Source organism: Miniimonas sp. S16 (genome assembly GCF_057748195.1).
The window spans coordinates 2583108-2603846 of the sequence record NZ_CM173242.1 but is presented as its reverse complement, the minus strand read 5'-3'; the positions used below and the strand labels follow the sequence as shown (position 1 = coordinate 2603846).

The window sequence follows — 20739 nt, the reverse complement described above, 5'->3', positions numbered from 1 at the left end:
TGTGGCTGTGTACTGCCGCGAACGACCCGATGTTCACGCTCCTCCGCAGCGCGCAAACCGCGGAACGGTGCGGAATGGTGTGCCCCGAAGCGGGCGATCCGAGCCGATCCGCAGTAACAGCGCTGTGGCTTCCGGCACCGCTCGCGCCACCACCCCACACCCGCCACGCATGCGCCGCCACCACCCCGCAGCCGTCATGCACGCGCACGACCACCGCAGCGTCGGCGGCCCAGCCGCCCGGTCCGCCTGCTGACCGGCCTCGGTAGGGTGACCCGACACCCGGCCGACCATCTGGAGAACCCCGTGCGCAACGGCGCCTACCGCCCGAGGGGCGCGCGCAACGGTGCCCACCGCCAGCGGCGTACACGCGGGGGTGCCGACCGCGCGAGGGGCGAGCTCGCCGTCGGGTTCGCGGTGGGTGCGCTGGGAGCGACGGGCGCACTGCTCGCCGGCTGCACCACGGATGACCCCGCGACGTCCGGCGACCCGGTGCCCGCGGCGACGAGCGCCGGAGCCGCCGCGACCGGCGCCCCGACCACGCTGCCGTTCGCGGAGCCGTCCCGCTCGGCGAAGCCCCGGCACACCGAGGACCCGTCCGCCACCGCCTCGGCGACGGTCGAGGTGTTCGAGGACGCGACGCTCAGCCCCCGCGGCTACCTCGAGAAGGACATCGGGCAGATCGCCGGGATCGGGCCCACGGGAGTCGACGAGGTCACGGCGCGGCTGTGGCTGCGCGAGGTCCGTTGGGACCCGACCTGCCAGGCGGGCACGGCCTCGCCGGAGAACGGGCGCTACCTCGGGCTGCGGTTCGACGTCGAGCTCGAGGACACGTGGCCGCAGGACGTCGACGGCGACCTCACGTTCACGCCCGACCAGTTCGAGACTTTCACCGCCGACGGCGGACGCAGCTCGGTCTCGAGCGCCGACACCGGGTGCCTGCCGGCGAGCGAAGGGATCTCGCCGGTGGGAGTCGGCGAGAGCGCGTCCGGCTGGGTGGTGCTCGACGTGTCGGACGACGCCGGCATCGTCGCCTACACCCCGTACCTGCTGTACGGCGGCGGGTGGGAGTGGTCGATCCCGGCGGCGCCGTGAGCGGCGACGTCGCGTCACGTGGCCGGATGAACCGCCGACTCACGATCCCCGCCCTCGCCTGTGCGCTCGTGCTCGTCGCCGCGTGCAGCAACGGCGCCCCGGACGTCGACCTGCGCTGGGACGGGCAGTGCGACGCCGTCGCGATCGAGGGCGTCGACCTCGACGTCGACCTCGAGCGAGCCACGGTCCAGTCCGTCACCGTCCGCGGCGACCGCAACGACGTGGACGCCGCCGACCTGGCGACGCTCGTGATCGAGGGTCAGGAGAACGACGTGCACGCGCAGTCGATCGGCTCGGCCGAGGTGCGGGGGGACCGCAACGAGGTCGACGTCGACGGGCGGCTCGGCGCCGTCGTGGTGCAGGGCAACGACAACGAGATCGAGGCTCGCGAGCTCGGCACGACGGACGACTCCGGGGACCGGAACGTCATCCGCACCGACTGAGCCGCTACCGCCCCACGCGCCGGTCCCGCGGCACCACGAGCGGCCGCCCGTTCTCCGGATCGGCGAGCACCACGGCGTCGAGCCCGAACGCCTCGCCGAGCAGCTCCGGCGTGACGACCTCTCCGGCCGACCCCTGCGCGACGATCCGCCCCTCGCTCATCACCACGATGTGCGAGGCGTAGCGCGCGGCCATGTTGAGGTCGTGCAGCACGGCGACGAGCGTGCGGCCCTGCGCGTGCAGCCGCGAGCACAGGTCGAGCACGTCGATCTGATGCACCACGTCGAGGTAGGTGGTCGGCTCGTCGAGCAGCAGGATCGGCGTCTCCTGCGCGAGCGTCATCGCGATCCACACCCGCTGCCGCTGCCCGCCGGAGAGCTCGTCGACCATCCGGTCGGCCTGATCGAGCATCCCGACCTCGGCGAGCGCGCCCGACACGGCCGCGGCGTCGGCCGGGGACCACTGCCGCAGCAGCCGCTGGTGCGGGTAGCGCCCGCGCGAGACGAGGTCGGCGACCGTGATCGCGTCGGGCGTCACGGGCGACTGCGGCAGCAGCCCGACGCGCCGCGCGACCTCCTTCGTCGAGTACCGCGAGATCTCCTGGCCGTCGAGGATCACCTGGCCCTGCGCCGTCGGGAGCATGCGTCCCAGGGCGCGCAGGAGCGTGGACTTGCCGCACGCGTTCGGCCCGACGATCACGGTGAACTCCCCCGCGAGCACGTCGAGCGAGAGGTCGCTGATCACGGTGCGCCCGGGATAGCCGATCTGCACGTCGCGCGCGGCGAGCGTGTGGACGGGTGGGCCGGTCGGCGCGTCGGTCGGTGGTGTTGTCGACAGGGTCATCGAAGTCCTCTCACGGTCCTCACGCCCGCCGGGCGAGCAGCCAGATCAGGTAGAGCCCACCGAGCACCGACGTCACGAGGCCCACGGGGGTGCGGAGCCCGACGTCGAGTCGCTGGCTGAGCAGGTCGGCGGCCGCGAGCAGCGTCGCGCCCATGAGGAACGACGGCAGCAGCAGCACCCCGCCACGCCGGGTGAGGCGCGCGACCACCTGCGGCGCCGCGAGCGCGACGAACGCGATCGGTCCGGTCGCGGCCACGGCCACCGCGGTGAGCGCGACGGCGAGCACGAGCGCCGCGAAGCGGTACCGCTCCACGGGGATGCCGAGGGCGTGCGCGGCGTCGTCGCCCATCTCGAGGTACGTGACCGCGCGCCGCAGCGCCATGAGCGCGGGCAGCAGGATCGCGACGGCGACGGCGACGCTCACCGCGTGCGGCCAGCCGCGCCCCACGAGCGACCCGGCCTCCCAGCGCTGGACGGACTCGGCGTCGGTGATGTCGGCGCGCACCATGAGGAAAGAGATGAGTGCCGCGAGGATGGCGCCGACCCCGATCCCGACGAGCACGAGCCGCAGCCCGCCGCTGATGCCATCCTTGCGCGCGAGCGCGTAGACGACGAGCGCGGTGAGCACGCCGCCGGCGATCGCGGCGAGCGCCGTCTCCACGACCCCGCCGCCGAACAGCACGATCTGCACGACGGCGCCTGCGGCCGCGCCCGTGGTGAAGCCGATGATGTCGGGCGAGCCGAGCGCGTTGCGCGAGATCGACTGGAACACCGCGCCGGCCACGCCGAGGCTGCCGCCGACGAGCAGCGCGGTGAGCAGCCGCGGCAGCCGGCGGCCCTGCACCGTGCGCACCACCCGCTCCTCGCCCTGCCCGCCGAGCGCCGCCACGACGTCGGCGAACGAGATCTCCAGGGTGCCGGTCAGCAGCGTGACGACCCCGACGGCGAGCGCGACCAGCGCGAGCACCCCGCCCACGGCGAGCACCCGCGGGTCCACCCGCATGGACACCGGCCCGGCCCGCAGGACCCGACCCCGCAGGAGAGGGTCACGGACGAGACCGAACCGGCGCTCGCCGTCGTGCATCTCGGCCGCGCCCCGCGAGGTCACAGCGACGCCATCCGGCGCGAGCGGACGAGCGCGACGAACAGCGGACCGCCCAGGACCGCGGCGGCGATGCCGGTCTGCAGCTCGCCGGGCGCGATGAGCCACCGGCCGAGCACGTCGGCGGTGAGCAGGAACGCGGGCGCGACGACGAGCGTCGCGGGCAGGACGAGGCGCTGGTCGGGGCCGACGACGCCGCGCACGATGTGCGGCGCCGCGAGGCCCACGAAGCCGATCGGGCCGGCGGCCGCGGTGGCCGCGCCGGCGAGCAGCACGACGGCGAGCGCGGACCCGCCGCGCGTGAGGACCGGGTTCACCCCGAGCGAGCGCGAGGCGTCCTCGCCGAGCGCGACGGCGTTGAGCGGCCGCGCGAGCACGAGCGCCAGCACGACGCCGACCAGCACGAAGGGCGCGATCACGGCCACGACGTCGAGCCCGCGGCCCTGCAGCGACCCGACGGCCCAGTAGCGGAACCGGTTGAACGCGCTCTGGTGGCTCATGAGCACGGCGCTGGTCATCGCGCCGATCACGATCGCGACCGCCGCGCCCGCGAGCGCCATCCGCGCGGGGGTCGCCTGGCTGCGGTGCGCCGAGCCGAGCGCGTAGACGCCGACCGCGGCCACGGCCGCGCCGGCGAAGGCGAAGGGGAGGTACCCGCCCACGTCGACCACGCCGAGGTAGGCGATCGCGAGCACGACGGCGAACGCGGCCCCCGCGTTCACCCCCAGCAGGCCGGGGTCGGCCAGGGGGTTGCGGGTGACCGCCTGCATCAGGGCACCCGCGAGGCCGAGCGCGGCCCCCACGACGACGCCGAGCACCGCGCGCGGCAGCCGCGAGGCGACGACGAGCAGGTGGTCGTTGTTCGTGGGGTCGTAGTGCAGGAGTGCGTCGAGAACGTCGGCGGGCGGGACGGGGTGCGAGCCGATGCCGAGGCCGAGCACCCCGACCACCGCGAGCACCGCGAGCGCGCCGGTCACGAGCAGCACGAAGCGGCGCCGAGTCGCGGTGCCGGAGTGCAGGCGCACGCGCACGCCGGACCGGGGCCCGCTCGTGGGAGCGGACCCCGGTCCGGGTGCCTGCGGTGGTGCGGCTGACGTCACCGAACGGTCAGCCGCCGTACGTCTGCGCGAGCAGCTCGACCAGGTCGGTCCCGGAGTAGTAGTCGATCCGGAACGAGGTCAGGCCGAGGGCCACCACGTTGCCGGAGGTCACCGACGGCGCGTTGGCGAGCAGCGGGTCGGCCGTGAACGTGGCCACGTCCTCGTCGGTGGCCGACACGAGGAAGGCCACCTGGGAGTCGGCGAGCACGGTCGGGAGGTTCTCGGCGGTGAAGTCGACGACGTCGGAGCGCTCCGCGGACGCGAGCTCGAGCGGCGGCTCGGCCAGCTCGAAGCCCAGGCCGGTCAGGATCCGCGCCTGCGGGCTCGTGGCCGTGAAGACGCGCGCGCCGTCGGGGCCGTTGTAGGACAGCGCCGTCACGGGCTGCTCGGGCAGCGTGATGGCGTCGGCGGTGTCGGCAAGCAGCGCGTCGAACTCCTCCACGACGGCGGTCGCGTCGGCCTCATGACCGGTCACCTCGCCGAGCGTGGCCGCGAGGTCCTCCCAGCTGGAGGAGCCGTAGTCGAGCAGGATCGTCGGGGCGATCGCGGAGAGCTGGTCGTAGGAGTCGACCGTCGCGTCGGCGCCCACGGTCGAGCCGACGATCAGGTCGGGCTCGAGCGCCTCGATAGCCTCGAGGTCCAGCTCGAGGTCGGGGTAGAGCACCTCGACGCCGCGCTCGGTGGCGACGTCGGCCCACTGGCTGAAGAAGCCCTGGTCGTCGGTGATGTCGCTGACGCTGGTCGCGGCGCTCGCGACCACCGGCGCGTCGATGGCCAGCAGTGTGCCGGTGAGCGTGATCGAGGTGGAGACGATGGTCAGCGGCTCCTCGGGAACCTCGGTGTCGCCGGCCTCGTGCGTGATGGTGCGGGGCCAGGTGCCGGTCTCGGCGTCGTCGGTGGCCGCGGCGTCGGTGGCGTCCGCGGTGGCGGCGGGGTCGCCGCTCGCCGTGGCATCGGCGTCGGCCGGGTCGGAGGAGCAGGCCGTGAGGGCGAGCGCGGCGGCAGCGACACCGGTCAGGGTGACGAGCGCACGACGGCGCAGGGTCGGGGCAGTCACGAAGGGGGAACCTTTCGTCGGGGTCGTCCGGGCGCGGCAGGGCGCCCATGACCAGGCGAGGCTTGCCTAAGTAAGGTGCACCTGCGCCCCCGGACACCCGGAGGGGCTCTCGACCCACGAACGCCGTCCCACCTGCGGCGACGTGGCGACTCGCCGTTCGCGGGGGAAACTGCGTGTGACGCACACCACGGATCCGGGCCCTGACGAACGCCGGCCGACGCCGACTTGCGCGAGCGGTCCGCGGAGGCCGGCGGTGAGTGGAGCCGATTGCGGCGCACGCGCGGACGCCCCCACGCACCTGCGGACGACTGCGCCATCAGCGGCTGCCCATCGGGCCCCTCTGCGCATCGCCGCACGTCAGGCGCCCGCGCGTCGCGCCCTGGCCAGCATCGCGCGGCACTCGTCCGCAGATGCGCACTAGTCGTCCGCAGAAGCGCGCGCCGCAAGACGAGCCGCCTGACGCGGGCGCGGAAGTCGGGCGCAGAAGACGTGCGCCCGGCCCGGCCGCGACGCACGCCCGGTAGGCTGACCCGGACGCCGCCAGCGGCGTCGCCACAACCGAACATCGGGCCACATCGCCGCGCGGGAGAGCCCGGTGACGCAGGCGGTCGGGAGCACCCCGGCCGAGCGCCGCCGGCACCGTAGGAGCAAGCTCCCCGCCAACCTCTCAGGTCCCAGCACCGCGCGGCGAGGCCACTGGCGGAAAGCAGCGCCCCGCCGAACCGCGCGAACGGTCGGCGTCGCGCTCGCCCACGGTGAAAGCCGCTCCACCCGACCCGCGGCGAATCTCTCATGCACCCATGGCAGAGGGGGAGTCCCGCCGCCAGGCACCACGAGAGGACTCCGCATGTCGCCCGACCAGTCCGCCGACCAGCCCGACCTCCACCGCACCCCGCTGCACGACGCGCACGTCGCGCTCGGGGCCACCATGGTCGGTTTCGCGGGCTGGTCGATGCCGGTGAAGTACACCTCCGACGTCGCCGAGCACACCGCCGTGCGCACCGCCGTCGGCCTGTTCGACATCTCCCACATGGCGCAGATCACCGTGACCGGCCCCGACGCCGCGGCGTTCCTCGACCACGCGCTCGCCGGCCGGATCAGCACGCTGGCGCCGCTGCAGTCGCGCTACACGATGATCCTCGCGGACTCCGGCGGCATCATCGACGACCTCATCGTCACGAACACGCACCTGCCGGCCGACGCCGGGACGCCGCCGAGCGACGCCGGGACCGGCCAGGCCACCGAGGCCGCGACCGACCCCGCCACCCACGGAGCCGCCGAGCCCGCGCCGCCGACCGAGTTCCTGGTCGTCGCCAACGCCGCGAACCGCGATCCGGTGCTCGCCGCGCTGCAGGAGCGCCTCCTGACGCGATCCGGTGCGGACGACTCGGCCCCCGGCGACACCGGCGCCGTCACGATCGCGGACACCCACCGCGCCCTCGTCGCCGTCCAGGGCCCGCACGCCGTCGCCGTCCTGCACGGCCTCGCGGCCGCCGGCGACCTCGTGGTCAACCCCGGCCACGCCCTCGCCCCCGACGGCACCGAGATCACCCTCGACACGCTCCGCTACTACCGCACCGTGCCCGCCACCTTCCGCGACGCCCCGGTCACGCTGTCGCGCACGGGGTACACGGGCGAGGACGGCTTCGAGCTGTCGATCGCCCCGCTTCAGGCGGGCGACCTGTGGGAGGCGCTGCTCGCCGTCGGGCAGGCGCACGGCATCGTGCCCGCGGGTCTCGCGGCGCGCGACACGCTGCGCCTCGAGGCGGGCATGCCGCTGTACGGGCACGAGCTCACGCTCGACACCCTCCCCGTGCAGGCCGGGCTGGGGCGCGTGGTCGCGACGGCGAAGGACGACTTCGTCGGCAAGGCCGGCGTCGAGGCCGGACCGGCCGCGGACGCGCCCGTCCTCGTCGGCCTCACGCTGCCGGGTCGCCGCGCCGGCCGCGCCGACTACCGCGTGCTCGACGGCGAGGGCACCGACGTCGGCGTCGTCACCTCGGGCGTCCTCTCCCCCACCCTCGGGCACCCGATCGCGATGGCGTACGTGCGGCCCGACCTGTCCGCCCCCGGCACCGTGCTCGCCGTCGACGTGCGCGGCACCGCGATCCCGGCGACCGTCGTCGAGCTCCCCTTCTACCGTCGCAGCAAGGAGTCCTGAGCGTGACCACCCCCCGCGAGCACACGTTCGTCGACCGCCACGTCGGCACGACCGCCGCCGACCAGGCCCTCATGCTCACGGCGGTCGGCTACCCCAGCCTGGCCGCGCTGATGGACGCGGCGGTGCCGCCCGCCGTCGCCGGCTCGAACGACGGACGCGCGTTCGCGCGAGCGCTGCCGGAGCCCGCGTCCGAGGCCGAGGCGCTGGCCGAGCTGCGCGAGATCGCCGGGCGCAACACCGTGACCCGCTCGCTCATCGGGCTGGGCTACTTCGGTACGCACACGCCGAGCGTGATCCAGCGCAACGTGCTGGAGAACCCGTCCTGGTACACCGCGTACACGCCGTACCAGCCGGAGATCAGCCAGGGTCGACTCGAGGCGCTGCTCAACTTCCAGACGATGGTCGAGGACCTCACCGCACTCGACATCGCGAACTCCTCGATGCTCGACGAGGGCACGGCCGTGGTCGAGGCGATGCTGCTCGCGCGGCGCGCGTCGAAGGTCAGGAACCCCGTGTTCCTCGTGGACCGGGACACCCTCCCGCAGACGAAGCGGCTGCTGGAGCACCGCGCGGAGGCGGTCGGGATCACGCTGCGCTACTCGGCGTACGGCACCGACCCCGCCGCTCCCCCGATCGACACCGACCTCGACGTGTTCGGCTGCTTCGTTCAGTACCCGGGCGCCTCCGGGCGCGTCTGGGACCCGAGCGAGGTGATCGCGGCGGTCAAGGCGGCGGGCGGGATCGCCGTCGTGGGTGCCGACCTGCTCGCGCTCACCGTGCTCAAGGCGCCGGGTGAGCTGGGGGCGGACATCGCCGTCGGGACGACGCAGCGGTTCGGCGTGCCGATGGGCTACGGCGGGCCGCACGCCGGGTACCTGGCCGTGCGCCAGGGCCTGGAGCGGCAGCTGCCGGGGCGGCTCGTCGGGGTGTCGAAGGACGCCGACGGCGCGCCCGCCTACCGCCTCGCGCTGCAGACCCGCGAGCAGCACATCCGCCGCGAGAAGGCGACGAGCAACATCTGCACCGCGCAGGTGCTGCTCGCCGTGATGGCCTCGATGTACGCGGTCTACCACGGGCCCGAGGGCCTGCGCGCGATCGCCCTGCGGGTGCACGCGGCGGCAACGACGCTCGCGTCTCAGCTGCGCCGGCACGGGCTCACCGTGCAGCACGAGGCGTTCTTCGACACGGTGCGCGTGACCGGCCTGGACGCCGCGGCCGCGTACGAGCGGCTGCGCGCCGCGGGCTACACCCCGTGGGTGGTCGACGACGAGATGCTGCACCTCGCGGTGGACGAGACGGTCGAGCTGCTCGACGCGGTCGGGATCGCGCTGCTCGTCGCAGGTCAGGACACGCAGGAGTACGGCTTTGACGCAGAGCACCCCCGCCCGCAGGTGAGCGCGTCCTACCCGGGCGACCTGCCGCCGTCGCTCGCGCGCACGACGGCGTACCTCACGCACCCCACGTTCCACGCCTACCGCTCCGAGACGGCGATGATGCGCTACCTCAAGCGCCTCGCCGACGCCGACTACGCGCTGGACCGCGGCATGATCCCGCTCGGCTCGTGCACGATGAAGCTCAACGCGGCCACCGAGATGGCGGCGGTCACGTGGCCCGAGCTCGCGACGCTGCACCCGTTCGCTCCCGAGGAGGACGCCGCCGGGTACCGCACGCTGATCGGCGACGTCGAGGGCTGGCTCGCGGCCGTCACGGGGTACGACGCCGTGTCGCTGCAGCCCAACGCCGGGTCCCAGGGGGAGCTCGCCGGGCTGCTCGCGATCCGCGGGTACCACCGCTCGCGCGGGGACCTGGGCCGCGAGGTGTGCCTCATCCCCGCCTCCGCGCACGGCACCAACGCCGCGTCGGCGGTGCTCGCGGGGATGCGCGTGGTCGTCGTGGCGTGCGACGAGGCGGGCAACGTCGACGTGGCGGACCTGCGCGCGAAGATCGCCGAGCACCGCGACGCGCTGTCGGCGCTCATGATCACGTACCCCTCGACGCACGGGGTCTACGAGCACGAGGTCCGCACGATCACGGACGCGGTGCACGACGCCGGCGGCCAGGTCTACATCGACGGCGCCAACCTCAACGCGCTCGTCGGGTACGGGCGGTTCGGCGACCTCGGCGGTGACGTGTCGCACCTGAACCTGCACAAGACGTTCTGCATCCCGCACGGCGGGGGCGGGCCGGGCGTCGGACCGGTGGCCGCGAAGGCGCACCTGGCGGAGTTCCTGCCGGGTCGCGGCGGCGTGCTCGTGGGCGACGACCCGCTCGCGAACCCGGTGTCGGCCGCGCCGCAGGGCTCGGCGTCGATCCTCCCGATCACGTGGGCGTACGTGCGGATGATGGGCGCCGACGGGCTGACCTCGGCGACGGCCGCCGCCGTGCTCGCGGCGAACTACGTGGCTGCCCGGCTCGAGTCGGCCTACCCCGTGCTGTACGCGGGCGAGGCCGGGCGGGTCGCGCACGAGTGCATCCTCGACCTGCGCCCGCTCAAGGCCGCGACGGGGGTGACGGTCGACGACGTCGCGAAGCGGCTCGTGGACTACGGCTTCCACGCGCCGACGATGTCCTTCCCCGTGGCGGGCACGCTCATGGTGGAGCCGACGGAGTCGGAGGACCTCGCCGAGCTCGAGCGGTTCGTGGACGCGATGCTGGCGATCCGGGCCGAGGCGGACGCCGTGGCGGCCGGGACCTGGCCCGCCGGGGACAACCCGCTGGTCAACGCGCCGCACACGGCCGCGTCCGCGCTCGTGGGCGAGTGGGAACACCCGTACTCGCGCGAGGTGGCGGTGTACCCGGCGGGGACGTCGGGCGAGGCGCTGCGGCGCAAGTACTGGCCGCCGGTGCGCCGGATCGACCAGGCGTACGGCGACCGGAATCTGGTGTGCTCCTGCCCGCCGGTCGAGGCGTTCGCGAGGTAGTTCCCGTCCTTTCGCGAGAGGAAGTCCGTCCTTTCGCGAGAGGAAGTCCGTCCTTTCGCGAGAGGAAGTCCGTCGCCCGCCGTAGGCGACCCGCGCCCGACGGCGAGCCGACCGACCGCGGCGCGCTCGCCGTCGTCCACAGGTCTTTCCACAGGTTTCTCGCGCAATCGGCCGGCAGCGCCCTCGCCGCGAGATCCTCGACCATGGGACTCGTCAACGACGGACACCCGTTCCGCCTTGAGACCGCCTGCGACGTGGGACTGCGCCCCTTCCAGATCCGGCACGCGCTCCGCAGCGGCGAGCTGCGGCGCGTCTTCACCGGGGTGGCGGTGGACGGTCGCGCGCCCGACACTCCCGAGCTGCGCCTCCGAGCGCTCGCGCAGGTCGTCCCGCCACATGCTCTGGTGGCCGACCACACCGCCGCGTGGGGCTACGGCGTCGACACCCGCCCGCCGCACATGCTGCACGACGACCGCCCGATGATCGTCGTGCCGCACGGCCGCGCGCGACCCGTGAACAGCCGAGCGATCGTGCGCCAGTCCACGGTGCCCGACGCGGACACCGTGGAGATCCTCGGGTTGCGCATGACGTCACCGCTCCGCACGGCCGGGGATCTGCTCAGACTCGCGTGGCGGCCCCACGCCCTGGCCGCCGCGGACGCGATGGTCCGCGCGAGGGTCGTCGCCGTCGACGAGGTCGGCGAGCTCGTCGCGACCTTCCGCCGCCTTCCCGGCACGCTTCAGGCACAGGAGCTCGCGCCGCGGATCGACGCGGCCGCCCAGAAGCACGGCGAGTCCTGGATGCGCTGCCGCATCATGGACGCCGGCCTCCCGCGCCCGACCCTGCAGCACGAGGTGGTCCTGCGCGACGGGCGGTGGAAGTACCTCGACGCTGCGTGGCCCGAGAAGCGCGCCGCCGCGGAGTACGACGGTCGCGAGCACCACACCGCCGACCCCGACGTCGAGCACGATCGCGCGCGGCGCGAGGAGGTGACGGAGCAGCTCTACTGGACGTTCGCCGTCGCGCGGTATGAGCGCATCTTCGGCACCGACGACTCGTTCGAGCGCGAGCTCGGCGAGACGCTCAAGGTCCAGGTGCGGCCGCGGCGGTGGTGAACGCGAGCACGTCGGCGAGCATCACCTCGCGAGCGCAAGGATCCTCTCGCGAAAGGACAGAAAGCACCTCGCGAAAGGACCAACTTCCTCTCGCGAAAGGACGGAGATCCTCTCGCGAAAGGACGGAAAGTACCTCGCGGACGCCTGGGGCGCGGCGGGGCCAACGAACAGAGCCGGCGAACGGAGCCAGCGAACCGGGTCAGACGCCGGGCGGCAGCAGCAGCCCGTCGACGACGAGCCCCCGCACCTGCGGCGCGAGCTCGGCCGCGAGCGCGTCCGCCGGCGCCTCGAGCAGCGCGGCGAGCGCCGCGACGATCTGCGCACCGGTGAGCTCGCCGTCGCTCGCCCCGACGAACGCCGCGAGCGCGGTGTCGGCGCGCACCGCCCGCGAGAACCCGCCACCGGAGCGCAGGAGGATGACCGACGGCGAGCCCTCCCCCGGCGTGTGGAAGCGCTCCTCGGTGACGTCCCCGGCCACCACCCACGCGCGCGCGAGCAGCTCCGCGTCGCTCAGCCCCCGGACAGCGTCGACCGCCGCGAGCACGTCCGCGATCGCTCCGCCGAGCGGCTGGTGCACCGTGCCGGTGACCTCCTCGACGCGAACCCACGGCGCGAGCCCCGGTCCTGCCCCCGGGTCAGCACCAGCGCCAGCTCGGGGTCGCCGCAGCGTCACGAACCCGAACCCGACCCCCTCCACGTCCCGCGACGCGAGGTCCGCGAGCCACGCCTCGTACGCCCGCGCGTAGGCGTCGCCCGACCGCTCGGGCGTCTGTCCGCCGTCGCGCAGCCACAGCTCGGCGTACTCCGCCGGGTCCTGCACCTCCCGCTGCACCACCCACGCGTCCAGCCCCAGCCCGGCCACCCACGAGCGCACCCGCTCGTCCCACGCCTCGCCGCGCCGGTGCTCCCAGTTCCCGAGCAGCTGCGCCACTCCGCCTGGCGCGAGCAGGTCGCCCACGCTGCGCACGAGGTCACGCACGAGGTCGTCGCCGGCCGCGCCGCCGTCGCGGTAGGTGAACTCCGTCAGCCCCGACCCGCGCGGCGTGATGACGAACGGCGGGTTGCTCACCACGAGGTCGAACCGCTCGCCCGCGACCGGCTCGAGCATCGACCCCCGCCGCAGCTCCACCACCGCGTCCGGCGTGTTCAGGGCCGCGTTGAACCGCGCGAACGCGAGCGCCCGCGCGTCGATGTCGGTCCCGACCACGCGCGACGCGTGCCGCGTCGCGTGCAGCGCCTGGATCCCGCACCCGGTCCCGACGTCGAGCACCGCCTCCCGCGGCGAGCGCACCGTGATCTGGGCGAGGGTCCGCGACGCCCCGCCGACGCCGAGCACGTGCTCCGCGGGCAGCGCGCCACTGTGCCCGGCGCCCGCCCGCGCGACCTCCGTCGGGTCCGAGGCGAGCCACCAGTCCAGCGCACCCTCGGCGTCGACCGCGGCGTACGGCGCGAGCTCGACGGCGGAGCGCACCTCGTCGCTCGCGTCCTCGCCCGCCGCGGTGGCCAGGCCGAGCGCGACCAGGCCGCGGCTCCCCAGGCGCGGCAGCGCACGGTCGAGGGCGGCCCGGGGCACGCGCCGTCCGAGCTGGAACAGGCGCAGCAGGGCGGCGGCTCTCTCGCGGCCGGCGGGCGTGTCGGGTGCGGTGGCGAGCAGCGCGGGCACGGCCTGCTCGCGGTCGAGCGCGTCGGCGGCGACGGGACCGAGGAGCTCCCGCACGCCGTCGACCGTCCAGCCGGACGCCTCGAGATCCTCGTGCAGCGCGGACATCAACGACGGATCGGCCAGCGGGGCCTCGGCCAGGGTCACCGCTCCAGGGTAGGGGCCGCCGCCGCGCCGGGACCCGCCGTCGCCGACGGGCCCCGGGCAGCGGCGACGCTCACCAGTTCTGGATCGACCGGGTGAGGATCCCGGCGACGTCCTCCTCGGTCGGAACACGTGAGCAGGTGGACAGCAGCCGCTGCTGCTTCATGGTGCCGGGGACGAGGTCGGGCACGTCGGCCTCGGTGTAGCCCACGCCGCCGATCCCGTTCGGGATGCCGATGTCGCGCATCAGGTCGATCAGCGCCGCCGGCAGCTGCTCCCGCGGGTCGGGCGTGGGCGAGGCGTCGGGTGCGAGCAGTCGCGCCACCGTGAGGTGGCGCTCCGGCGCACCCTCGAACGTGAACCGGAACGCCTCGGGGGCGGTGAGCGAGACGGAGATGCCGTGCGGCACCATCGGCTCCTCCTGCGGGTACCCGGCCGGGTGGTAGTCCTTGACCATCCCCGCGATCGGGTAGCCGTTGGCGTGCGGGATGTGCACGCCCGCGTTGCCGAACCCCATCCCCGCGAACGTCGCCGCGAGCATCATGTCGGCGCGCGCCGCGGCGTCGCCCGCACGCACGGCACGTCGGAACGAGGACGCGAGCAGCCCCAGGGCCTTCTCGGCCCACATGTCGGAGACGGGGTTCGAGCCGCAGTACGTGACGCGCTGCTCGGGCGTCTTGCGCTCGAAGTCCTCGTACCACCGCGCGGTGTAGGACTCGGCCGCGTGGCACAGGATGTCCATCCCGGCCGAGGCCGTGACGTTCGCCGGCAGGGTGAGGGTGACCGAAGGGTCCACGATCGCCATCGTCGGACGCATCCGCCAGTGGCTGATGCCCGTCTTCACCTTGAGCGAGAGCACGTCCATGATGCAGACGTTCGTGGACTCCGCACCCGTCCCGGCCGTCGTCGGCACCGCGAACAGCGGCTGCAGCGGCCCGGGCGGGACCTGTGCCCGACCGATCGGGGCGTTGAGGTAGTCCATCAGCTCGCCCGGGTAGGTGGTGAGCAGGTTGACGGCCTTGGCGGTGTCGATCGTGGACCCGCCGCCGACGGCGACGAACGCGTCCCACGGACCCTCCTGCGCCGCGTAGGCGATCGCGTCCTCCATCGAGGCGTCCGTCGGCTCGACGTGCACGCCGTCGTAGACCCGGGCCTCGACCCCGTACCGGGCGAGGGACTCCACCACGCGGTGCGGCACGCCGGTCTCGGCCACCCTCGGGTCGGTGAGGACGAGCACCCGGGACACGCCGTACTGCGCGACGTCGAACCCGATCTCGTCGACGGCGCCCGCACCCACCTTCAGCGGCGCGGCACCCCACGTGAAGACGCTCTCCCGGGTCACGACGGCGTTCCCCTCGTCGAGCGGACGGGCGCGGTCGGGCGGGGCACGGTTGGGCGGGGTGGGGTGGTGACGGGCACGGTTGGGCGGGCGGCGGCCGGGCGGGACACAGGTGGGAAGTCCGGCGCCGACGCGTCCACCGCTCCCGCGCCACCCGCGCCCGCGGCTCCTCGCACCTCGGCGATCGCCGCCGCGACGTCGTCCCCGGCCCGCAGCGGCCTCCCGGCGAAGATGCCCTCGTGCGCGAGCACGGGACGCCGGTCTCCGGCAAGCTCGGGGTGGCGCTCCTCGAGCTTCTGCCGACGTGAGGCCTCCCGGTGCCAGTACGCCACGGCGTCGGGGTGCCCGCCCGCGACGGACCGCCAGCTCCGCGGCATCTGCTCGCGCGGGGTGCCCGCGGAGGCACCCGTGGTGTTGACGCGTGAGGGCCGTCGCCGACTCTCGGCGCCGCACCGGCACGTCGGTGCCGGCGAGCCGGAGGAGGCCAGCCCTGCTTCGAAGACGTGCCCCTCGGCGCACGTGAAGTCGTACAGGATCATCGCCGCGCGCCCCTCAGCTGTAGTGCCCGTGCGGGGCGAGGCGGAGCGTCTCGCGCTGCTCGGCGTCGTGACCGAAGATGACCTCGGCGTCCGTCTCCTGCGCGATCCGGCGGAGCTTCTCCACGGACTCGAGCCACGCGAGGTTGTCCCACACGATCGCCGCACCCACGGCGGGCGGCCCCCAGGAGTCCGCGAGGTAGACCGCGTCGGAGGTGAAGATCTTCGTCCCGTCGTCCTCGAGGTCCAGCCGTAGCGACATCGTGCCCCAGGTGTGCCCCGGGGTCTCGATGACGCTGACGCCCGGGACGATCTCGGCGTCGCCGTCGAGCGCTTCGAGCGCGAGGTGCTCGTAGTCGCTCTTGAGATGAGCGCCCTTCGACACGCCCTCGATGGCCATCGCGCCCTCGATCTCCTTGCGGTTGGCGAGGATCCGCGCCTTCGGGAACATCGCGGCGTTCGCGGCGTGGTCGAAGTGGAGGTGGGAGAGCACGAGGACGTCGATGTCGTCCGGTGTCAGCTCGAGCTCGGCGAGTGAGGAGTCGAGGTAGCCCGGGCCGTCGATCGGCTCGCGCACCGGGAAGAACTCCTGGAACCCGGTCGGCGCCCATCGGGTCTCCCAGTCGCGCGGCACGCCGGTGTCCCACAGGACGCGGCCCTCGGGGTGCTCGATGAGCACGGCATGGGTGGGGCAGTCGCCCCACGGCACAGGATCGTTCTTGTGCGAGCGGTCGCGGATCGTGCGCCCGCCCTTGAGCAGCAGCCACGTGAGGTCGGTCTCCATGACGCCCGTGGACAGCACGTGCACCTTCATCTCGGTCACCGTCGGCTCCTTCGGTTCGGTGAGGGGCGTCGTTGCCCTACGGCCAGCGTCTCCCGCTCCCGGGCGCCCGGCCAATGGACCGAGCGTCCACAGATCGGCCTTGCCGATGTCCGAAGGACACACCCGGCGCTACCGTCGTGACGTGCCCGACGACGTGCCCTACCTTCTGCCCGACCCCTCCCCAGCGCGACTTCTCGCGGCGCTCGCCGAGTGCGCCGTCGACCTCGTCGAGCTGCGGGACCCGCGCCTCGTGCTGCAGGCACTCGTGCGCCGCACGCGGCTCCTGCTCGGCTCCGACCTCGCTTACCTCAGCCTCAACGACCTCGCAGCGGGCGAGACCCACATCGAGATCACCGACGGCGTGCGCACCGAGGCCTACCGCACGATCCGGATGCCGCTCGGCACCGGGGTGCTCGGCGCCGTCGCCGCCGGAGGCACCGACGTGCAGACCACGGACTACCTCGCCGACCCCGCCATGAACCACCTGGACCGGATCGATGCGATCGTGGCGGACGAGCAGGTCCGCGCCATCCACGGCTGCCCCGTGCGGGCTCGCGGCCGGGTGGTCGCCGCGCTGCTCGTGGCCCACCGCAGCCCGACGCGGTTCAGCCGGCGGCAGACGACGGCGCTGCGCCGGCTGGCCGAGCAGGCCGCGATCGCGCTGGAGCAGCTGCGTGAGCCCGGCAGCTCCGACCTGGACCACGACGAGGACGACCTCGTGCTTCGGGTCCCCGACGGCCCGCACGCCGTGCTCGACCTCCTCGGGGAGTGGCTCGCCCGCCCCGTCGAGCTCCACGGACCCGACGAGCCGCTCCCCTCCTCCGACGCCCCGGCCGCCGCCCAGGACGCCTACCGGACGGCCGTGGCCGCCTCACGCCACACGCACGAGGCGGTCCGGACCGGGACCGACGACGGCGCCCCCGGCACGCCCGGCACCGTGCTCGCGTGCTGCCGAGGGGACCAGCACCTCGCGACCGTGCTGGTGCACACCGGCACCGACGTGCTCGACGAGCGGTCGCGGCGCCTGCTCGCGCGCGCCGGGCCCGTGGTCGCCGCAGCGGTCGAGGTGCAGCGCCGACTCGTCGACGCCGAGCAGCGCACCCGCACCGACCTGGTCGACGAGCTGGTGCACGCCGAGCGCATCACCGCCGACCTGCGCGCCAGGCTGGCCGCGGTGGGGTTCGCCCGGCGCGGCACGATCGCGGTGTACGTCGTCACCACGCGGGACCGCCCCGTTCCCGGCGTCCCCGCCGTGGCGGAGTCCGTGGCGGGGTCCGTCGCGGAGTCCGCCGCAACGTCGGCGGCGGTGCTGGTCGCGGCGCACCGCGGGGCCCAGTGCGTGATCGCGCAGGTGACCGACCCCGCTCGGTTCGCCGCGCAGCTGCGGGACGCTCTCGCCCCGGCTGGCCCCGTGGTCGGCTGGGCGCTCGCGCCCGGCGGTCTCGCCGACGTCGCCCGCGCCCACGAGGTCGCGCACCGTGCGGCGGCGGCGCTGCACGCGATCGGCACGGTGCCGGCCAGCGCGGACCCGTCGACGCTCGGCCTGGCGGGCATGCTCGCGGCGGGCACCGACCCGGCCGTGGTCGCCGCACTGATCGAGCACCAGGTCGGGCCCCTGCTGTCCTACGACCGCCGGCACCGCACCGAGCTCACCCGAACGGCCCGCACCGTGCTGGAGTCCGGCAACCTGCGGGCGGCTGCCGCACAGCTGCACCTGCACGTCAACACCGTGCGTCAGCGGTGCGACCGGATCGCCGCACTGCTCGGTCCAGACTGGTCAAGTCCTGGGCACGCCGGCGACCGGCTGCTCGCACTGCGGCTCTGGGCAGTGCGCGGCGCCCTCGAGGAGGCAGGCTGAGCTCCGGCGCGCGGCGCCGGACTCGGGCGCCGACGCCACCGAAAGAGCCGTGCCCGACGGCGAGCACCCGGTCACGCGACCACCTCGCCGCGGGCGCGGCGCCGGTACGCCAGCAGGATCGTCACGGCGAAGCCGGCGACCGCTGCGACGGCGGCGGGGATGGCCGCGAGGATGGCGAGATAGATCGCGCCCTGCGCCACCTGCTCGAGCGCGAGGGCGATGAGCAGGACCGCACCCCACACCACCCCGCCGGCGACGACCGCGCCGACCAGGCCGAGCGCCACGGCCAGCACGGCGAAGCCGCGATCGCTGACGCGGGCGGAGAGTCCGCGCCGCGTCAGCAGGAAGGTCGTGAGCAGCACGAACACCGCGGCAGCGGGCACGAGCCCGACGACCGCGCCCGTCCAGCTCGGGACGTCCAGGTCCGCCTCCCGGCGGACGGCCGAGATGAGGACGGCCACGACGAACCACGTCGCGCCCGTGGCGAGGATGCCCACCAGCACGGGCCCGAGGGCGGCCGACCACGCCGCGCGGGGCGGCACGGCGGGTGAGGTGGGAGCCCCGGGGAGCCCGGGCAGACGGGTGGGGCCGGGGCGGTCGGGCGTGGTCACGGGCCCATCATGCCGTCGGCGTCGGCACCCGCACCGATGCCTGCGTCGGCGCCCGGCTCGGCACCGGTGCCCGCACCGGTGCTTGCGTCGGCACCCGCACCGGTGCCCGCGTCGGCGCCCCGCTCGGCACCGGCACCCGTCCGGGGCCCGAGCACGGCGAGCAGCAGCCCGTGCGCCAGGGCGTAGCCGGCTGGCCACTCGCTCGCACGCGGTCCGGCGACGTTGAGCACCACCCCGGCCGGCCGTCCTGCTGCGACGGTGCGCAGCCAGTCGCGCACACGTGCGACGACGTGGGGCGAGGCGCCCGTGACGCCCGCGCCAGGCTCGTGCGCACCGGGCCGAGCGGCGACCCCGGCACCCGCCCGGGCGCCGGCGGAGACTCCCGCCCGACAGTCGAGTCGACACACGAGCACGGGCCGGCCGGTCGCGGCCGCGAAGTGCAGGGTGAGCTGCGTCCCGGGCGAGCCGACGTCCCCGGCGCTCGCTCCGCCGTCGGGCACGAGGACGAGGGTGGCATCGCCGTCGCGCACGTTCGCGCGGGTGCGCTCCTCGGGGTCGGCCGACGGCGTCTCGCGCAGCCCGGGATAGTCCGCGCGGATCCCGGGCGGGACCGGGCGGTCCTCCGCCCAGCCACCGGCCGGGCACCAGCCGCCGTAGGGCAGGCCGAGACGAACGGCGACGTCGAGCGCGGCACGGTCGACGCCGGTCTGGCCGCCGGAGACGAGGCGAGCGACGAGCGGGTCCGGCGCTGTGGTGGTCGCGGGCGACGGGGTCGGCACCGGGCCGACGGTACGCCAGAGCCCGATGTCGGACCCCGGTGCGATGCTCCCGGCAGTCGGGTGACGAGGCCCGGAAGAGCCAGGGGGTGGCTGAGATGGACGAGTCGAGGCAGGCGTGGTCGGCGGACCCGACCGCGGAGGACGACGGGCCGGCGCCGCGACTGATGCGCGCGGGCGGGACCCAGGACGCGGTGAAGGACTACCTCCGACGCATCGGGCACGTGCCGCTCCTGCACGCCGAGCAGGAGGTCGAGCTTGCCAAGCGCATCGAGGCCGGCCTGTTCGCGCGAGAGCGGCTCGCAGCAACCACAGCGGCAGCGCTGTCGAGGCGCCAGCGGCGTGAGCTGGAGTGGGTCGCGGCAGACGGGCGGCGCGCGAGGAACCACCTGATCGAGGCGAACCTGCGCCTGGTGGTGTCGCTGGCCAAGCGGTACACCGGCCGCGGGATGCCGCTCCTCGACCTCATCCAGGAGGGCAACCTGGGGCTCATCCGCGCGGTGCAGAAGTTCGACTTCACCAGGGGTTTCAAGTTCTCCACGTACGCGACCTGGTGGATCCGCCAGTCCATCACGCGCGCGATGGCCGACCAGGCCCGCACCGTCCGGCTCCCCGTGCACCTCGTCGAGGACATCGCCGGCGCCTCCCGCGCGCGCCGCGAGCTGACGGACGCCCTCGGACGTGTTCCGAGCGACGGCGAGCTGGCGTCCGCGCTCGGCACCACGCCCGCTCGGGTCCGCGAGCTCCGACGCCACGAGCGCGAGCCGCTGTCGCTGGACGCGCTGATCCCCGAGCTCGAGGCCGGCGGCCCGGCCGTGCGTGATCACGACGGCGTGGCGTGGGTGCCGCTATCGGCGGCGGTCGTCGACAGCGACGCCGAGACGTGCGAGGACCTGTTCGATCGCGCGGAGCTGCGGCGCAGGGTGGTCGCGCTGCTCGGCGGACTGACCGAACGCGAGGCGGGGGTGCTCGCGATGCGGGTCGGGCTCGACGGCGGGGAGCCGCGCACGCTCGACGAGATCGGCCACGTCTACGGCGTCACCCGCGAGCGCATCCGGCAGATCGAGGCGGCGGTGCTGCAGCGGCTGCGCGCGAGCACGGGCGCGGCCGACCTCCTGGCGTTCGCGCCCGCCTTCGCGCCGCCGACCGGTGAACGTCCC

16 protein-coding genes, 1 pseudogene and 1 riboswitch are annotated in these 20739 nt (G+C 74.6%); of the genes and pseudogenes, 7 read left to right on the top strand and 10 right to left on the bottom strand.

Annotation, left to right across the window (positions count from 1 at the left end):
• Nucleotides 1-267 precede the first annotated feature (267 nt).
• Together AC3AQ1_RS11360 and AC3AQ1_RS11355 are read left to right on the top strand one after the other, a co-directional pair.
• A complete protein-coding gene (locus tag AC3AQ1_RS11360; RefSeq protein ID WP_139987651.1) occupies nt 268-1092 on the top strand; it encodes a hypothetical protein in 825 nt (274 codons plus the stop codon).
• 26 nt (nt 1093-1118) lie between these two features.
• Nucleotides 1119-1535 carry a DUF3060 domain-containing protein gene (locus AC3AQ1_RS11355; RefSeq protein ID WP_159096525.1) on the top strand — a complete coding sequence of 139 codons (417 nt, stop codon included), beginning with the start codon at nt 1119-1121 and terminating at the stop codon, nt 1533-1535.
• A gap of 4 nt (nt 1536-1539) precedes the next feature.
• Here AC3AQ1_RS11355 and AC3AQ1_RS11350 read toward each other — a convergent pair whose 3' ends face one another.
• The 4 genes from AC3AQ1_RS11350 to fepB form a co-directional block, all read right to left on the bottom strand.
• Nucleotides 1540-2376: an ABC transporter ATP-binding protein gene (locus tag AC3AQ1_RS11350; protein ID WP_108719055.1), complete on the bottom strand. Its 837-nt coding sequence runs from the start codon at nt 2374-2376 to the stop codon at nt 1540-1542.
• Nucleotides 2377-2395: 19 nt separating this feature from the next.
• The gene (locus AC3AQ1_RS11345; protein WP_234417487.1) at nt 2396-3484 is read right to left on the bottom strand and encodes a FecCD family ABC transporter permease; all 1089 of its coding nucleotides are present in this window, start codon (nt 3482-3484) and stop codon (nt 2396-2398) included.
• Nucleotides 3481-4503 carry a FecCD family ABC transporter permease gene (locus AC3AQ1_RS11340; protein ID WP_234417486.1) on the bottom strand — a complete coding sequence of 341 codons (1023 nt, stop codon included), beginning with the start codon at nt 4501-4503 and terminating at the stop codon, nt 3481-3483. Before AC3AQ1_RS11340 ends, AC3AQ1_RS11345 begins: the two co-directional genes overlap by 4 nt.
• Before the next feature lie 82 nt (nt 4504-4585).
• On the bottom strand, nt 4586-5635 hold the full coding sequence (fepB, locus tag AC3AQ1_RS11335) for a Fe2+-enterobactin ABC transporter substrate-binding protein (RefSeq protein WP_234417485.1): 1050 nt from the start codon (nt 5633-5635) through the stop codon (nt 4586-4588).
• 573 nt (nt 5636-6208) lie between these two features.
• Nucleotides 6209-6328, top strand: a riboswitch (glycine riboswitch).
• A gap of 154 nt (nt 6329-6482) precedes the next feature.
• Between fepB and AC3AQ1_RS11330 the strand changes: the two genes are divergently transcribed.
• The 3 genes from AC3AQ1_RS11330 to AC3AQ1_RS11320 all read left to right on the top strand — a co-directional run bounded on the left by AC3AQ1_RS11330 (nt 6483) and on the right by AC3AQ1_RS11320 (nt 11832).
• Nucleotides 6483-7796, top strand: coding sequence for an aminomethyl transferase family protein (locus tag AC3AQ1_RS11330; protein WP_108719053.1), 1314 nt, complete (start codon nt 6483-6485; stop codon nt 7794-7796).
• 71 nt (nt 7797-7867) lie between these two features.
• Complete coding sequence (gene gcvP / locus AC3AQ1_RS11325; protein ID WP_234417958.1) at nt 7868-10717, top strand: aminomethyl-transferring glycine dehydrogenase; 2850 nt, start codon at nt 7868-7870, stop codon at nt 10715-10717.
• Between the two features lie 203 nt (nt 10718-10920).
• On the top strand, nt 10921-11832 hold the full coding sequence (locus AC3AQ1_RS11320) for a type IV toxin-antitoxin system AbiEi family antitoxin (protein WP_108719052.1): 912 nt from the start codon (nt 10921-10923) through the stop codon (nt 11830-11832).
• A 199-nt stretch (nt 11833-12031) separates the two neighbouring features.
• On the opposite strand, the gene AC3AQ1_RS11315 is transcribed toward AC3AQ1_RS11320, so the two are convergent.
• The 4 genes from AC3AQ1_RS11315 to AC3AQ1_RS11300 all read right to left on the bottom strand — a co-directional run bounded on the left by AC3AQ1_RS11315 (nt 12032) and on the right by AC3AQ1_RS11300 (nt 16325).
• The gene (locus AC3AQ1_RS11315; RefSeq protein ID WP_108720175.1) at nt 12032-13600 is read right to left on the bottom strand and encodes a DUF7059 domain-containing protein; all 1569 of its coding nucleotides are present in this window, start codon (nt 13598-13600) and stop codon (nt 12032-12034) included.
• A 109-nt stretch (nt 13601-13709) separates the two neighbouring features.
• Nucleotides 13710-14978, bottom strand: a complete 1269-nt coding sequence (locus tag AC3AQ1_RS11310; protein ID WP_108719051.1) for a hydroxyacid-oxoacid transhydrogenase — start codon at nt 14976-14978, stop codon at nt 13710-13712.
• Nucleotides 14975-15514, bottom strand: coding sequence for a zinc ribbon domain-containing protein (locus AC3AQ1_RS11305; RefSeq protein WP_199916472.1), 540 nt, complete (start codon nt 15512-15514; stop codon nt 14975-14977). Before AC3AQ1_RS11305 ends, AC3AQ1_RS11310 begins: the two co-directional genes overlap by 4 nt.
• Nucleotides 15515-15527: 13 nt before the next feature.
• Nucleotides 15528-16325: an N-acyl homoserine lactonase family protein gene (locus tag AC3AQ1_RS11300; protein WP_108720174.1), complete on the bottom strand. Its 798-nt coding sequence runs from the start codon at nt 16323-16325 to the stop codon at nt 15528-15530.
• A gap of 151 nt (nt 16326-16476) precedes the next feature.
• Here AC3AQ1_RS11300 and AC3AQ1_RS11295 point away from each other — a divergent pair, with 151 nt between their 5' ends.
• Nucleotides 16477-18192 (top strand): helix-turn-helix domain-containing protein, encoded by a 1716-nt coding sequence (locus AC3AQ1_RS11295; protein WP_159096524.1) that lies wholly within the window; start codon nt 16477-16479, stop codon nt 18190-18192.
• A gap of 71 nt (nt 18193-18263) precedes the next feature.
• Here AC3AQ1_RS11295 and AC3AQ1_RS11290 read toward each other — a convergent pair whose 3' ends face one another.
• The gene (locus AC3AQ1_RS11290; protein ID WP_108719049.1) at nt 18264-18803 is read right to left on the bottom strand and encodes a hypothetical protein; all 540 of its coding nucleotides are present in this window, start codon (nt 18801-18803) and stop codon (nt 18264-18266) included.
• Nucleotides 18800-19582, bottom strand: a complete 783-nt coding sequence (locus AC3AQ1_RS11285; RefSeq protein ID WP_108719048.1) for a YpsA SLOG family protein — start codon at nt 19580-19582, stop codon at nt 18800-18802. Before AC3AQ1_RS11285 ends, AC3AQ1_RS11290 begins: the two co-directional genes overlap by 4 nt.
• Nucleotides 19583-19719: 137 nt before the next feature.
• On the opposite strand from AC3AQ1_RS11285, the pseudogene AC3AQ1_RS11280 reads away from it, so the two are divergent.
• Nucleotides 19720-20670: pseudogene (locus AC3AQ1_RS11280) on the top strand (sigma-70 family RNA polymerase sigma factor); the annotation flags it as partial.
• Nucleotides 20671-20739 lie beyond the last annotated feature (69 nt).